Annotated in this window: 8 protein-coding genes and 5 pseudogenes; 3 read left to right on the plus strand and 10 right to left on the minus strand. The window is 63.3% G+C overall.

What is annotated here, in order from left to right; translation table 11 throughout:
* Window positions 1-135: 135 nt before the first annotated feature.
* A complete protein-coding gene (locus C8C98_RS21415) occupies window positions 136-2676 on the plus strand; it encodes a Lon protease family protein (RefSeq protein WP_121455913.1) in 2541 nt (846 codons plus the stop codon).
* Between the two features lie 108 nt (window positions 2677-2784).
* Here the strand turns inward: C8C98_RS21415 and C8C98_RS21420 are convergent, their stop codons facing one another.
* From C8C98_RS21420 to C8C98_RS21445, 6 genes are all read right to left on the minus strand, one after another.
* Complete coding sequence (locus tag C8C98_RS21420; protein WP_121455914.1) at window positions 2785-3429, minus strand: glutathione S-transferase family protein; 645 nt, start codon at window positions 3427-3429, stop codon at window positions 2785-2787.
* 101 nt (window positions 3430-3530) lie between these two features.
* Entirely contained in the window at window positions 3531-3923 is a 393-nt protein-coding gene (locus C8C98_RS21425) for a YkvA family protein (RefSeq protein ID WP_121455915.1), read from the minus strand.
* A 193-nt stretch (window positions 3924-4116) separates the two neighbouring features.
* Window positions 4117-5034, minus strand: coding sequence for a transporter (locus tag C8C98_RS21430; RefSeq protein ID WP_121455916.1), 918 nt, complete (start codon window positions 5032-5034; stop codon window positions 4117-4119).
* A gap of 141 nt (window positions 5035-5175) precedes the next feature.
* On the minus strand, window positions 5176-6099 hold the full coding sequence (locus C8C98_RS21435) for an alpha/beta hydrolase (RefSeq protein ID WP_121455917.1): 924 nt from the start codon (window positions 6097-6099) through the stop codon (window positions 5176-5178).
* A 15-nt stretch (window positions 6100-6114) separates the two neighbouring features.
* A complete protein-coding gene (locus C8C98_RS21440; RefSeq protein ID WP_121452639.1) occupies window positions 6115-6882 on the minus strand; it encodes a coniferyl-alcohol dehydrogenase in 768 nt (255 codons plus the stop codon).
* A 220-nt stretch (window positions 6883-7102) separates the two neighbouring features.
* Window positions 7103-8578, minus strand: coding sequence for a benzaldehyde dehydrogenase (locus C8C98_RS21445; RefSeq protein WP_121452640.1), 1476 nt, complete (start codon window positions 8576-8578; stop codon window positions 7103-7105).
* A gap of 274 nt (window positions 8579-8852) precedes the next feature.
* Between C8C98_RS21445 and C8C98_RS22190 the strand changes: the two are divergent.
* Window positions 8853-10783, plus strand: a pseudogene (locus C8C98_RS22190) (sigma 54-interacting transcriptional regulator).
* Between the two features lie 712 nt (window positions 10784-11495).
* Here the strand turns inward: C8C98_RS22190 and C8C98_RS21710 are convergent.
* The 3 genes and pseudogenes from C8C98_RS21710 to C8C98_RS21460 form a co-directional block, all read right to left on the minus strand.
* Window positions 11496-11984, minus strand: coding sequence for a hypothetical protein (locus tag C8C98_RS21710; RefSeq protein ID WP_147436444.1), 489 nt, complete (start codon window positions 11982-11984; stop codon window positions 11496-11498).
* Window positions 11985-12096: 112 nt separating this feature from the next.
* Window positions 12097-13068: pseudogene (locus tag C8C98_RS21455) on the minus strand (IS1595 family transposase).
* 112 nt (window positions 13069-13180) lie between these two features.
* Window positions 13181-13767: pseudogene (locus tag C8C98_RS21460) on the minus strand (lysophospholipid acyltransferase family protein).
* A 340-nt stretch (window positions 13768-14107) separates the two neighbouring features.
* On the opposite strand from C8C98_RS21460, the pseudogene dusA reads away from it, so the two are divergent.
* Window positions 14108-15080, plus strand: a pseudogene (gene dusA, locus C8C98_RS21465) (tRNA dihydrouridine(20/20a) synthase DusA).
* Window positions 15081-15153: 73 nt separating this feature from the next.
* Here dusA and C8C98_RS21470 read toward each other — a convergent pair.
* Window positions 15154-16019 (minus strand): annotated as a pseudogene (locus tag C8C98_RS21470) (putative bifunctional diguanylate cyclase/phosphodiesterase); the annotation flags it as partial.

Raw genomic sequence — 16019 nt, forward strand, 5'->3', positions numbered from 1 at the left:
ACGCACACCCCTTTCATCCACCAAATTGCTACTAAATTTATAGCTTCTTGCGCTTATTCCTATTGCGCCAGAAGCCTTTTTTATTGAAATTCTCTGCATCCAGCGCCTGGCGCTTGCAGGCCCTCCACTTCAGCCATGCCCGCCACCGCCCTTCCCGCTTCGCAACTGCGCCTGACCATCGACCCCAGCACCCTGGGTTTTGCCAGCACGGCCGAGTTGCAAGACCTGCCCTTGCCCTGGATTGGGCAAGAACGCGCGCAGGCAGCGGCGCAGTTTGGGCTGGGCATGGCCCAGCCCGACTACCACCTGTTTGTGCTCGGCGAAGTGGGCAGCGGGCGCGCATCGCTCATGCGCCAAGCCATGCACGCAGCCGCTGCGCTGCGCCCTGTGCCGCCTGACCTGTGCTACCTGCACAACTTTGACGCCCCTGAGCGCCCCCGCGCCCTGCGCCTGCCCGCAGGCCAGGGCCGCGTGCTGCGCCGCGCCATGGCCGAGCTGGCCAAGGCCCTGCAAACCGACATCCCCCGCCACCTGAGCAGCCCCGACTTTCGGGCCCAGGCCCGCACCATCGAGCAAGCCTACGAAGCGCAAGAGGCCCAGGCCTTTGCCGCGCTGCAAGCCTTTGCCCAGGCCCGGCAGTTCCACCTGTCGCGCACTGACGAAGACGGCGGGCACATGGTCTTCACGCTCACCGGCAGCAACGGCCAACCCTTGACCGAGAGCGAAGCCCGCGCCCTGCCCCCTGAGCAGCGCGCCCACATCGACGCGGCCGAGCAGGCACTGCGCGCAGAAATCGTGGCCTTTGCCCACACCCTGCGCCCTCTGGAGCGGGTGCGCGACGATGCACTGAACCAACTGCGCAAGCGCACCGTGCGCCCCCTGGTGCAACAAGCACTGGACGCAGTGCGCGCCGCCTTGCCAGAGCAGCCCGACCCCCTGCCCTCCTGGCTGCAGCACATCGAGCGAGAACTGCTGCAACACCTGCACTGGTTTGAGCTGATCGAGCCCAAAGACGGCCCAGCCGAGCCCAGCAGCGATAAAAGCAGCAGCGCAGCCAACACGGCCGGCGCCACCCATGACGACGAAGACGACGACGCCCACAACGCCCTGAACCGCCTGCTGCACCTGTGCCAGGTGCACCTGGCCGTGGACCACCACGGCCAGACCCACGCACCCGTCATCGTCGAAGACAACCCCCAGCACCGCAGCCTGTTTGGCAGCATCGAGGCGCACAGCGACGGCGACACCCCGCACGCCGACTACACCGGCATCCGCGCAGGCAGCCTGCTGCGCGCGCATGGCGGCTTCTTGTTGCTGCACCTGCACGACCTGACGACCGAAGAAGGCCTGTGGGCCCGCCTGCGCCGCTTTCTGCGCTGCAACCGCCTGCACATCGACGAGTCTGGCGGCAGCAACAGCAGCGGCGCACCCGTGGCCCTGCAACCCGAGGCGGTGGCCGTGAATGTGAAGATCGTGCTGATCGGATCGGTGGACGAGTACTACGCCCTGCAAGACGCCGACCCCGACACCGCCCGGCGCTTTCGCGCCAAGGTGGACTTTGTCGAGCGCTTTGCCGCCAGCCCCGCCACGCGCCAGGCCAGTGCCATCTTTGTGGCGCACAGCTGCAAACGCCGGGGCCTGCCCCACTTCAGCGCCCCCGCCGTGGCCTTGCTGCTGGAGCAAGCCCACCGCGAAGCCGATGACCAAGGCCGCCAAAGCGCCCAGTTCGCTCACATCGAGGCCCTGCTGATGGAAGCCGCCACCCTGTGCCAAGCCCGCAGCGGCGCCTTGGTAGAGCCTGCCGACGTGCACGCAGCCCAACACGCCCACCAACTGCGCCACAACTACCCGGAAGAGCAACTGCACGAATCCATCGTAGAGGGCGAGCGCCTCATCACCTTGAGCGGCAGCGTCACCGGCCAGATCAATGCCCTGACCCAGATCGACCTGGGCGACTACCGCTTCGGCTTTCCGGTGCGCATCACCGCCCGCACGTTCGCGGGGCAGGAAGGCCTGCTCAACATTGAGCGCGAGGTGGACATGTCCGGCCCCATCCACGACAAGGGCGTGCTCATCCTGCACAGCTACCTCACCGCGCTGTTCAGCCACGTAGCCCCCCTGGCGCTGAATGCTTCCATCGTGTTCGAGCAGGAGTACAGCGGCGTAGAAGGCGATTCGGCCTCGTGCGCCGAGCTGTACGCGCTGCTGTCGAGCTTGTCGGGCCTACCCCTGCGCCAAGGCATTGCCGTGACCGGCGCACTGAACCAGCATGGCGAGGTGCTGCCCGTGGGCGGCATCAACGAAAAGATCGAGGGCTGGTTTCGCGCCTGCGCCACAGCAGGACTGGATGGGACGCAGGGCGTGCTCATCCCGTCACGCAACCAGCGCCACCTGATGCTGCCACGCGAGGTGCTAGAGGCCGTGCAGCGTGGCCTGTTCCACGTCTACACCGTGGGCCATGTAAGCGAGGGCATTGCACTGCTCACGGGCGAAGCCTCTGGCATGGCCCCCGGCGCCCTGCCTCCAGACCACGCCAGCGCACTCGAAGAAACCGTGCTCAGCCGTGCCGAGCAAACCCTGCGTGCCTACCGACGCGCCTGCCAAAGTGCAGGGCACACGCGCCGGGGCCGCACACGTCCAGCAGCGCGGTGGGCACACAAGCCTGGCGCAGACTGATACCAACCAGCGCGCCCCCAAGCGAAGCAGGCTTGGTTGGTAGCAAGGGGCACGGGGGTTACGCCCCCCAAACCCAGCCTGCCACCCGGCGGGGCGAAAGTGGCCGCCCTACCACTTGGGCAAAATGCGCTCGCCCGGCAAAATCTCATACGGCACTGCCCAACCCGGCAGCTGGCGCAAGCGCTGCAGCCATGCATGGATGTGCGGGTAGCGCGTGGCCACGTCGTAGCCGCTTTCCTCCACCGGGTAGAACAGGTAGCCGCACAGCGAGAAGTCGGCAATCGTGGGCTGCTCACCCACCATGAAGGTGCGGCCCTCCAGGTGCTTGTCCACAATGCCAAACGCGTTGTCCATGCGCCCCTGCAGCCAGGCCATCAGTGCGGGCTCGGGCGGTGTGGCACCAAAGGCCTTCATGAAACGGAACGTGGCGAAGTAACTGGTGAACTTGTGGTTGTCGAACAGCAGCCAGCGCAGCACCTCCAGCTTGTCGTCCTCAGACTCCCCCAGATACGCTGGCGCATGCCTTTGGGCCAGATAAGTCAGGATCACCCCCGACTGCGTCAGGCTGCGCTCACCATCCTCCAGCACCGGCGCCTCGCCCATGGGATTGGTCTGCTCGCGCCAATCCGCCGTGCGGGTCATGCCGTTCATGAAGTCCACAAACACGGGCTCCCACGCCACGCCCAGTGCCCGTAAAAAGAACGCCACCTTGTACGAATTGCCAGACTGGCAAAAGCTGTGAAGACGGTACATCGCACACTCCTCCTTGGTATCCCAAAGGGGCAGGCCATCTGCCCCGGGCTGAGCAGTGTCACAAAAAATCGCCACAGGCGCCGAGCACCTGACATTAGCCCTCAACCCAGCGGCCGCAACCACATCCACAAAGCGGCCCCCGCGGCCAGCCACAAAGCCACCACCAGCACGGCCCCTGCCATGCTGCGGGGCTTGGCGCCCTTGGCCTGCATCCAGGCATCGGCCTGGCCACGGCAATCGGCCAGCACATCGGGCGGTAACAGCCGCAAGGTCAGCCAGATCAAACCAGGCAACAGCAACACATCGTCCACATAACCCAGCACGGGAATGAAATCGGGGATCAGGTCAATCGGACTCAGCGCATACGCCACCACAAACAGCCCAAGCGCCTTGGCATACCAAGGCGTCTTGGGGTGCTTGCCAGCAAACCACAGGGTTACCCCATCGCGCTTGACGCGCTTGGCCCAAATCTTCAACGTGCTGCCGATGCCCATGCCAATCTTTCGATGTGCCAACGGGCACAGCTCCCATGATGTACCACGCTTGGATCCAAAGAGAGGTCGCCTGCCTCGCACTTCAGCAACGCAGGGGTTGCAAGCAAAGCCCCATCAAAGCGCATGACAGCACATACAGAGCGCGTGCACACCCAGGCCCCCAAAGCCAGGCCCTCGGCGTGCATCAATGAACTCAGAACGGCACTGTGGTGCGCAGCCAAAACGCCGAGCCCTGCGCACGGTTGCGTGCGCCAAACTCTTTTTCGACCTTGGCGGTGATGAGCCAGCCCTTGTCGTTGGCGTAGCGGATGGACGGGCCTATGGATTGGCTGCGCCCGCGTGCGCCGGACACCACCGCGCCATTGAGCTTGTCGTCACTCCACTGCCGGTAAACATACCCGCTCACACCCACAATCCAGCCGCCCCCCAGGCCCCAGCCCAGGGCGTAGTCGGCAATGAACTCGCGCCCTGAGCGGTAACCCGTGTCGTCGTTGGTGCGGTTGAAGTTGAGCGTGGCCTTCACGTCGGCGTTCAGGCCATGCGGGTCCATCCACGTCACCACGCCAATGGGCTGCAACGAGAGGTAATTGCGCCCGATGTTGGCCTGGCGGTTGCGGTCGTACGCGCCGGTGGGCAGCACGGCGTCCAGCCCCGCCACCGTGTGCAACTTGGCCGAGTGGTGCCAGGCAACGGCACCGCCCACCGTCACATCGCCCAGGCCAGTGCGCGAATCGCTTGCGCCCCCGGCACGCACCGAAAGGTCTACCAGCGGCAAGATGGTGTGGGCCGCCAGATTGCCCCCCAGCAACTCTACCGGGGTGACCCAGATGATGCGCGTCGCCGCCACGTTGGCCCGCACCTTGAAGCCGGGCACAGGCACGGCATCGCCTTGCGCGTCGTTCACCCGCGTGGCGGTGTAACGGTTCAGGTACTCCAGCACATACAAGCCGGGCGGTGGCGCTGCCCCTGCGGTGAAGTTTTCAGTGCCGACGGGGTAGGTGGAGCCCCCGCCCTCGGTGGCAAAGACCCCGGTGCACAGCGTGCCGGCCAGTGCCAGCAGTGCCAGGCGGCGTGTGCTGGAGGATGGTGTGTTTTTTGTCCGATGTTTCATGGTGCTTGTCTCCTTTTTGTTGTGTGAACAGGTTTTTTCAGGAATGCCCGACCAAAAGGCGCGCAGGCTCGCTCCCCGGCCTGTGCCGGTGCGGCCGATGCGTCGGCCCTTGGGGTCGTTGGGCTGAGGGGTGCCGCTGCGCTATGCAGCAGCCGCCACCGCCGTGCGCTGGTGCGCTGCGATGAACCGGCCCGCTTGCTCCAGCGAAGCCAGTGCTTCATCCAGCACGGGCGCAAACAGCTGCCAGCAATGCACCATGCCGTCCCACACGGTGCAGTCCGCTTCCACACCCGCTGCTTTCAGGCGCGCGGCCATGGTGACGGCGTCGTCGCGCAGGCGCTCCTGGCTGCCCACCTGCAGTTGCACGGGCGGCAGCCCTTGCAGGTTGGCGCTGTAGAACGGTGTGACCGTGGGCGAACGCACGTCGCCGCCTGGCACGTACATGGCGTTGAAAAAGCCCATCAGCTCGCGCGTGATGAACGGGTCGTCCACGGTGTGGTGGGACCCGCCTTCCGACGCCATGTCCAGCGCGGGCGACAACGCCACGATGGCCGCAGGCAACGGCATGCCCAGGTCGCGGGCACGCACTGCCGTGGACAAGGCCAGGTTGCCGCCCGCCGAGTCGCCCGCCAGCACGATGGCCGACGCGGCGTAGCCCTGGGCCAGCGCCCACTCGTACGCAGCCAGCGCATCGTCGTGCGCGGCGGGCGCGGGGTGTTCCGGCGCCAGCCGGTAGTCCACATTGAGCACCGGCGCCCCGCTGAACTGCGCCAAGTACGAGCACAGCGCCCGGTGCGACGCCAGCGAGCCAAACACAAAACCACCCGCGTGGTGGTAGATGACAAGCCTGCGCGCATCGGCATGGGCCGTGCTCAGCAACTCGGCCGCCATAGTGCCACCCGCCCCGTTGGGGATGTGCAGTGTGCGGACGGGAAGCCCCTGGGCCATAGGCATCTGCGAATTGCTGGCATCAAACCACGCGCGCAACTGCGCGGGGGTGGCTTGCGGTGGCGGCGGGTTTTGCGTGGCCATCTGCAAGATGGCCTGGAGCTGTTGTGCGGACATGTGCGGGCCCTTCGATCACAGGTAGGTGGAGGCGAGTCCGCCATCCACAGGCAGGTTGATGCCGCTCACCCAGCGGGCCGCATCGCTGCACAGGAAGGCGATCACCGGCGCCACTTCGTCGCTGAAGGCCGGGCGCTTCATGCGGTGGGCATCCTTCTCCACGCGCTCCTGGCCCAGCATCTGCACAAAGTCGCCCAGGATGGGCGTGAACACCGGGCCGGGGGCCACGCAGTTCATGCGCACACCGCGCTCCATGAAGATCTTTTGCGACTGGGTGTACGTCCACACAATCAGCGCTTCCTTGAAGTACTGGTAGCAGGTCTCTTGCGGCACGGGGTGCGCAGCCAGCCACTTGGCGCCCTCTTCAAAGCTGGCGGTGGCCCCCAGGGCGCGGTGGGGTTCCAGGCGCTGGGGCCACTCTGCCCCCAGGATGGAGGCAATGTTGACGATGGAACCGCCTTCGCCCATGCGCTCCAGCACGCGGTGCGTGAAGTGGCGCAGGCCCAGGTAATTGACGCGGCCGACCAGCTCGGCGGGCGATGTGCCGGGCACACCCGCAATATTGGCCAGCGCATCCACCTTGGCGGGCAGCCGTGCCATAGCGGCGTCAATCGCCGCAGGATCACCCAGATCTATGGGCACAAAGCCGTCGAGCGTGAGCGTGGGCGCATTGCGGTCCACACCAATCACGCGGGCGCCCTGCTGGCGGGCGAGCTTGGCAAAGTCAGCGCCGATGCCGGAGCAGCAGCCGGTGACGACGATGGTTTTGTTGTTGAGGGTCATGAAAGTTGTCTCCTGCAAATGTTGTTGTGGTGCGAGGGGTGAGCGCGGCGCTTCGACAAGCTCAGCGTGAACGGGCTGGGGGTGCTCCGTCGAACGGGCTGGCGCGCCTTGAGCAGCGTCTTGCCATCCCCCAACCGTTCGGGCTGAGCCTGTCGAAGCCAGGGTACGGAGCCCGCCCTGCCTTTGACAAGCTCAGGCGGAACGGGAGGTTGATGCGCTGTCAGAAAGGAAACGCGGGTGGCGCATCCTTCACGGTGATCCACTGCCACTGCGTGTATTCGTCCATGTCTGCAGGCCCGCCCACACTGCTGCCATTGCCCCCCAGGCCAGGGCCGCCAAAGGGGTTAATGCATTCGTCGTTCACCGTCTGGTCGTTGATGTGCACCATCCCCGCACGCAGCCGCTGGCCCAGCGCCAGGGCGCGGCCCACGTTGGGGCTGATGACGGCAGCCGCCAGCCCACCCTGGCTGGTATTGGCCAGTTGCACAGCTTCGTCGTCGGTGCGGAAGGTGACGAGGTTGGCCACCGGGCCAAAGGGCTCTTCGTCAAACGAACGAATGCCAGGCTTGACACCCGAGAGCACCGTGGGCTTGTAGCAAAGGCCCTCAAAGGTGCCACCCGCTTCGAGCTTGGCGCCCTGGGCCACGCTGTCCTTGATCACGCTGTCAAAGTGCCGCAGTTGCTTGGCGTCGATCATCGGCCCCAGGGCCACTTGGCCGCTGGCGCCATCGCCCACAGGCAGGTGCGTGGCCTTGCCCACCATGCGCTGCAAGATGGCTTCGGCAATCGACTCGTGCACCAGGATGCGGTTCGATGCCATGCAGATCTGCCCCTGGTGGAACCACGCGCCAAACGCGGCAGCACTGGCTGCGGCGTCCAGGTCGGCGTCTTCCAAAATGATGAGGTTGTTGGCGCCGCCCAGCTCCAGCGACACCTTTTTGAGGTGCTGCCCCGCCAGCGCGCCAATGCGGCGGCCCACGGCGGGCGAGCCGGTGAAGGCGATCATGGGCACGCGCTCGTCCACCACCAGCGCCTCGCCCGCCTCGGCATCGCCGGGCACCACCTGCAGCAAGCCCTTGGGCAGGCCCGCTTCTTCAAACACGCGGGCCATCATGAAACCGCCGCTCACCGGCGTGCGCGTATCGGGCTTGAGCACCACCGCATTGCCCAGCGCCAGCGCGGGGGCCACAGAGCGCAAGCCCAGAATGAGCGGGAAGTTGAACGGCGAGATCACCCCCACCACACCATGCGGCACGCGCCGCGCCATCGACAGGCGCCCCGGCGTGCTGGGCAGCACCTGGCCCTGGGCCTGCATGGGCAAAGCTGCTGCCAGCTGGCACAGCGTGATGGCCTCGCGCACCTCGTGCTGGCCCTTGGGCACGATACCGCCGGTTTCGCGGGCCACCGTCATGGCCAGCTCGTCAAAGTGCTGCTCAAAAATGCTGGCCGCGCGGTGGAACACCGCCGCACGCTCGCGCGGCCCCGTGGCCGCCCACGCGGCCTGCGCTTGCTGCGCCCGGCCAATGGAGGCCTGCATGTCTGCCGCACTGGCAATGCCCACGCGGCTGAGCACCTGGCCCGTGGCTGGCTCGACCGCATCACGCGCCGTGCTCAGCGCGGTAGACCACGCACCATCAAAGGCCTTGCCCGCCCACAGGCGGTTGTCCAGCAGGCCTGGTTTTTCTGAAACACCCATCGCATTGCTCCTTGGTTGAAATCAAAACCCACCGCATGGCTGCAGCGGTGTGGACTGAAATTGCAACGGGCATACCAGCCACCGGGGCCACGGCACCCCCAAACGCCCGAAACAGGGGCTTTTTGAGAGGGAGCGCTACGGACTTTCCCTAGGCAAAAAAACGGCTGGCGCGGGCGATTTTTTGCCGCCAAATAGTTACCATTCATCATCAAATGCGTCCATCACAATGGATCAAATGATCACTTTTTGATGAACTTTTGGTGAATCCACGCCCATGCCCAAACGCCGCATCTCTCTGGCCGACCTGCACCGCAACGCCGTGGGCCAAGGCCAGGCCTTGCTGGGCACCGTGCCCGCCGCAGCCCCCCGTGCCCTAGGCGGGTTTGACACCCACGGCATCAGCCAGCACGCCCACCCCACGGTGGCCGACATCAGCGAATGCCTGTTCTTCTCGCCCGGCGACGGGCGCATCTGGCTGCAAGACCAGCGCATGGTGCTGGTGCACACCGAGGCGCTGGGCTCGCTGCGGCGCGAGCTGATCGACAGCATTGGCCTGGACAAGGCACGCGGCCTGCTCACCCGCGCGGGCTACGTCAGCGGCGCGCGCGATGCCCGCCTGGTGCGCCAGCAGTGGCCCGATGCCGAGCCCACCGCCGCCGCCATGGCCGGCACCCGCCTGCACGCGCTGGAGGGCGTGGTGCAGGTGGAGGTGGTGCACGCCCGCTACAACGCCGAGCTGGGCGACTACGACGGTGAATTCCTCTGGCACAACTCCAGCGAAGACGACGAACACATCGCCGCCTACGGCGTGGGCGGCTCGCCCGCGTGCTGGATGCAGGTGGGCTACGCCACCGGCTACGTCAGCACCTTGTTTGGCCGCATGATCGTCTTCCGCGAGGTGGACTGCCGCTCGTCCGGCGCGGCGCACTGCCGCGTGGTGGGCAAATCGGCCGAACTGTGGGACGACCCCGAGCAAGACCTGTTCTATCTGAACGCACAGGACTTTGTGGGCACCCCGCCCGCAACACTGCCCACCTCCATGCCAGAAGGGGCGCAGGGCAAGGCCCGCACCACCTACCTGGGCGTGCCACCGGGCAAGGCGGCGTCAGGCAATGCAGGCACCGCCGCTGATCCCACGGCAAACGCCACCATGGTGGGCGCCTCATCCGCCTTCAACGCCGCCTGCCACATGCTGCAGCGCGTGGCCCCACCGCCGCCACCGTGCTGTTCACCGGCGAATCGGGCGTGGGCAAAGAGATGTTTGCCAGCATGCTCCACCGCATCAGCCCGCGCAGCAGCCAGCCCTTTGTGGCCATCAACTGCGCGGCCATCCCCGAGACGCTGGTCGAGAGCGAACTCTTTGGCGTGGAGCGCGGCGCCTACACGGGCGCAGGCACATCGCGCCCTGGCCGGTTTGAGCGCGCCCACGGCGGCACCCTCTTCCTTGACGAAATCGGCACGCTAAGTTGGTAGCCCAAGGCAAACTGCTGCGCGCCCTGCAAGAAGGCGAGGTAGAGCGCGTGGGCGGCACCCGCACCGTGCGCGTAGATGTGCGCCTGGTGGCCGCCACCAACGTCAACCTGCGCCAGGCCGTGCGCGAAGGCACCTTCCGCGAAGACTTGTTCTACCGCCTCAACGTCTTCCCCATCCACCTGCCCCCACTGCGCGACCGGCGCGACGACATCCCCCTGCTGATGAGCCACTTCCTGGCCCACTACCAGCGCAAGCACCAGCGCCAGGTGCCCGGCTTTAGCCAGGCTGCCGTGAAGGCGATGTTTCATTACCCCTTCCCCGGCAACATCCGCGAGTTGCAGAACCTGATTGAACGGGCGGTGATCTTGGCGACGGACGGCGAACCAATTGAGCCGCACCACCTGTTTGCGGGGGGTGAGCAAAGTGGCGGCGGGGTGATGTCGCTGCACTTGCAGGGGAACAGCGGGGGGACGTTGCATGCGCAGGGGGTGGCGGGGGTGGGGGCTGCGGTGCAGGTTCCCCAATCCACTGCAGCAGCGAGTGCGCGGGCTGGTGCGGCGCTAGCGCCAGCCGCTGAGCCCGTGGTGGCGCCGCTGCACCAGGCGGAGGAGCAGATGCTGCGGCAGGCGTTGCAGAGTGCGGGGGGGAATGTGGCGCTGGCGGGACGGTTGTTGGGGATTAAGCCGCGCGACGATGGCTTATCGGGTGAAGAAGTTTGGGATTGGGAAATAGTGAATCACAGATTCAGCCTGTTAAAACCATAAAGCATCTGGACATATTTCATCAAAACACATCCAGCAATACAGAAATATGGCAAAAATTGTCCACCAACCCATATTCAAGACCGCGTGCCAACAGTAGGGTTGTGCAGGATAGATGAACCTACAATTCCCACCATTCGCACACAGCGCCTTCAGCAATATTAATCCGATGGCTTTTCAGAGATTGTTATGGCGAACCCGATTTGAGCTAGCCACAAAGGAATATTTTGTTCATTCACAGCGAATGCTGGTTCAGCAGACAAACCACTGAGAACACCAACCCAAATAAAGATGGTTAACCTCTTGAGCAGCACGGTTGAATCCATGCTTTTCGAGCAATGCCTCCCAATCTTTGAAAGACATTTTTTTCCCCTACATAACCTAGCTTAATAGATGAGCAAAGTCGCTGCCATCGTCTCTTCGCGTAACGGACCTCTCAACAAAGCGGGCAAGCGGAATATTAAATTTGGCATCCTCATTGGTAGACCACGGCCATTTGACTCTCTTTCCATCAAAAGTCACCAGTGCATTATTTGAAAGCAGCCATCAAATCCAGTTGAATTCCGATAGCTTTAGCTTTCTCTTCCGTTGATTTTCCATTGAAATCGAATGGTTTTTTGGGCGGGGGAGCCTTGAGCTTTTTAATCTCATCCTCAAGCTCATTTTCCCTTTTCTTCGATAATTCAAGGGCCTTGGGCCTGCTCTTCAGTACGCTTGGCGAAATTCTCAAGTGATTGGACTGTTTCTGCTTTTTCTGTCTGCCACTCTGCCCTCTGTTTAATCATCACCGAGCGAAGGTGGAGAGCCTCTTCAGAGGAAAGCGTGCGAACTTCTGTTGCACTAAAAATGGCATCACGAGTACGGTTCAAATTTTTTTCGTGATCGGCAGCAATTCTTCTGAGTAGCGGAGGAAGTAGATAAATCCATGTAAGTGCTATCCCAAGAGGAATTAGAGAGCCGTGGATTAGCCAGTCTAATTGCTTAGGAAAGAGGTAATTATCGATATAGCTGATTTTGGCTTTCCAGCCCCCATCGCCGCTGCCCAAAAAAACCAAAAGTAGACGAAAGTTCCAAATTGCCCAAGCCACTACAAATGCACTCACAAGTGGGTTGCCAAATCGCTCTCTCACTGTTTGAAATATTCCCAGCACAAAGGTCTTCGCGTCGTCCATGTTCTACCCTCCTAGTTACAAATTCTAGGCCCACTGGAGGATCAGAGGGGTCAGGTCTGCACTTCACCCCTAGCACCCGCTCGCATCGAAAACCCCCAGCCAAATTGCCTGATTAGCTACTTACCTCAGATACCCGCAGCACTTTCAAAGGCAGTGGCCCAGCAGTCACCAAGGCTTTCAACAGCCTGGGCAGCATGGCAGGCAGATCAAAGCGGCGGTTGAATCGCCAGCAGAACTCGGCCAAGTAGCGCTGGTGCATACCTGGTATGGCTCAAACGAGTGATAGGTGCCCGCCATGCTGGTCTTGAGGTTGCCCAGCAAGGTGTTCACCCAACGCAGCTGAGGTGTCTGTTGCCCCCTTGCGCCCACCGCCAGTCACGTAGCGCTCATGCGTAGCCTGCGCCTGCCTGCACTTGCGCAAAGGCCCGAGTGCCGTCGCTGACCACGTGGCAGCGCGCCGCTAGGTGAGCCTGTGCCCATTGCCGCATGTGCTCGTTGGTGAAGTCCGCCACAGGTGTCAGGCACATGTTACAGGGGCCGGCCATCGGTGCTGGTCTGCACCGCAGCGACGAAGGGCCGTCTTGTTGGCTGCGCGGCGCCCGCCGTTGATGTGTCCTGCCCGCTCGCCCCCAAGGTAGGCATCGTCAATCTCCACCCGCCCTTGCAGCAGGTAGCGCGCATCGCGCTGGGCCATGGCCTGCATCAGTTTGTGCTTCATCAGCCATGCCGTTTTGTAGGACACGCCCAACTGGCGCTTGAGCGCCAGGGCGCTGATGGCATTCTTGTTCTGCGTCAGCAGGTACATGGCCAGGAACCACAGCCTCAGGGGCACATGGGAGTGTTCCATTACAGTGCCCACGATGGAGGAGCTTTGGTAGCCACAAAAGGAAGCACTCCCACAGGCAGTCGACCCGTGCCATTGCGGGTGTGAAAAAAGGCGCTTGCAGCCGCAGTGCGCGCACCGCCAGCCCAAGGGCCATCGTGCGCCCACCAGGGCCTGCTCGCACTGCTGCTCGCTGCAGTAAAGGCTCTGAAACTGAGGCAGTGACAGGCCCCGTTGGAACTGGATCGCGTTGATGGACATCGCTTGCTCCTTGGCGCCGAGAACTCGGCATGTCCGTTGGAGTCCTGCGCCTAGGCTTTGTTCTGCTCACTCTGAGATATGTCGCTAATCAGGCATTTTTTTGCGCAAGCCCTCAGGCCTCGAACTGCGTCGGGTTCTTGCCCTGGATGGGGGCATAGAACGCCTTGATGGCGGCCATGTCGGCGTCCAAATCGCCGGTGGGCTCGAACACCGGCCCGAGGCCGCCACCTTGCGGCCGTAGTCCACAAACGCGAGCACGATGGGCACGCCTGCCTGTTGGGCGATGAAATAGAAACCCGTCTTCCAGTGCCGCGTTTTGCCGCGCGTGCCTTCGGGCGGCACGATGAGTTGCATGGGGCCTGTTGCGTCCCTGATGGTTTGGGCAGAACGCGCAACGAGATTGGTGGACTGCTCCCGGTTCACCGGGATGCCCCCCAGCCAGCGCATCACGCCACCAAACGGCGCTCGGAACAGGCTGTGCTTGCCCATCCAGTACACGCGCAGGCGCAGTGTGAAAGCGAGCATCAGCGTGTATGGCAAATCCCAATTGCTGGTGTGGGGTGCGGCAATCAACACGCTTTTGGCCGCGTGGGATGGCAAAGCGCCTTCTATCCGCCAGCCGGTCAAACGCAAAGTAGCCACAGAAAAGGCGCGCAGCAAGGTGTTGACCACCGGGGTGTCAAAAATGGTGTGGTGCATGGACAAAAAAAGGAAACGCCCCCTGACAGGGATCTGCCGCAAGTATCGCCGAAACTTTTTGCGACATTTGCAGGGGCATAGCTGCGGATTGGTCAGGCCATTTAGCTATTAAATTAATAGCTATTAGCGCTTTCCAATAAAGGCTTGGATGGCATTTCACCCACAACGCCTACTTTGCAGCACTGGGCAAATGGGATAATCCGCCGCTGCACGAGGGGATTGCAGCACGGCTGCCTCACCCGGACCTGGCGCGCTCCTGCGCCGCCGCGCTCACTTTGTTTTTTCTTTTTTGAATCCTGTGGAAACCAAACTCAGCCCTTGGCGCATGTCCATCGCCCCGATGATGGACTGGACGGATCGCCACTGCCGTTACTTTCACCGCCTGCTTACGCAACACACGCTGCTGTACACAGAAATGGTGAATGTAGGGGCCATCATCCATGGCGGCACCGAACGGCACCTGCGCTACAACGCCGAGGAACACCCGGTGGCCCTGCAGCTGGGCGGCAACGAACCCGACAAACTGGCCCAGGCCGCGCGGCTGGGCGAGGAATGGGGCTATGACGAGATCAACCTGAACTGCGGCTGCCCCAGCGACCGTGTGCAGCGCGGTGCGTTTGGCGCCAGCCTGATGAAAGCGCCCCAACTGGTGGCCGACTGTGTGAAGGCGATGAAGGACGTGGTGACGGTGCCCGTGACGGTGAAGCACCGCATTGGCATCGACAAAGACGAGAGCTATGGCTTTGTGCGCGACTTCATCGGCACCGTGGCGGACGCGGGCTGCACCGTGTTCATCGTGCATGCGCGCAATGCCTGGCTACAAGGCCTGAGCCCAAAGGAAAACCGCGATGTCCCACCGCTGCGCTATGAGGTGGTGCACCACCTGAAGGCAGAGTTTCCGCAGTTCACCATCGCCATCAACGGAGGCATCACCACAGATGCGGTGGTGCAGCAGCAGCTGGAGCACCTGGACGGCGTGATGATTGGCCGAGAGGCCTATCACAACCCCTGGTGGCTGGCACGCTGGGACTCGCTCTACTACGGCAGCCAGGGCGGTGTGCCCTGCCCCCTGAGCCGTGAAGAGGTGGAACTCGCGATGGTGGAGTACATGGAGCGCGAAGCTGCACTGTATGGCACGCCCTGGGCGCACATTGCCCGCCACATGCTGGGCCTGCGCCACAGTTTGCCGGGGCGCGCGCATCTGGCGCCAAGTGTGGAGCAATCACCTGCTCAAAACCGCCCCTGCTCGCGAAGTGTTTGCACTGGCCCAACAGGCAGTGGCAGAGTCCTTGCTCCACCACCAAGAGCATTGATCGTTCAATGACCTGCTGGGTCTGGGTCTGGGTCTGCGTTTAGGTTTGTGCCCGGCGACCCAGCCCATCCTCGCTATGCGCCAAGGGCCATTTGCTTGTCCAGCCAGGCCAATAGTGGCTGGGGGCGCCCGAACAGATACCCCTGCAGGCACTCGCAATGGCTTTGGATGAGGAAGTCTGCCTGCGCCTGCGTCTCGACCCCTTCGGCTACCACCCGCAGCTTCAGGTGGCCAGCGACCGCCAGGATAGATTGCACGATGGCCGTATCGTTGGGTCCCCCGGGGTATCCTGGACAAAGCTCTTGTCAATCTTGAGCTCGTACAGCGGCAGCCGCTTGAGGTAGGCCAGGCTGGAATAGCCGGTGCCAAAGTCATCGATGGAAAACCGCACGCCCAGCTGCACCAGCTCCGTCATGCGGGCGATGGTGTCGTCCAGGTTCTCAATCAGCAGGCTTTCGGTCACCTCCAGGATCAGCAACTCGGGCTTGGCGCCGGTGGCGGCCAGCACATTGCGGATACGCTCCACAAGTCTTCTTGCCGAAACTGCCGCTCGCTCACATTGACAGAGATTGACAGCGCCTGCCCTTGGGCCTGCAGCTTGGCCAGGGCATCACAGGCCTGGCCAATCATCCAGTCGCCCATGCGCAGGATGAGCCCTGATGCCTCTGCCAGGGGAATGAAGCGGCTGGGCGGCACGTTACCGCGCGCTCGGGGTGGGTTCCAGCGCATCAGCAGCTCGCCGCCCACCACGGCGCCCTGGGCATTGACCTGGGGTTGCACATACACCGCCAATTGCCCTTCGGCTGCGGCTTTCTTCAGGTCTTGTTCCAGCGCCAGGCGCTCTTGCACATCGGCCTGCATCGCGGCTTCATAAAAACGGATGCGATTGCGCCCCATGTCTTTGGCGCGTACATGGCGGTGTCTGCTTCGCGCAGCAGGT

The sequence above is a fragment of the Acidovorax sp. 106 genome (genome assembly GCF_003663825.1).
Taxonomy (GTDB): Bacteria; Pseudomonadota; Gammaproteobacteria; order Burkholderiales; family Burkholderiaceae_C; genus Acidovorax.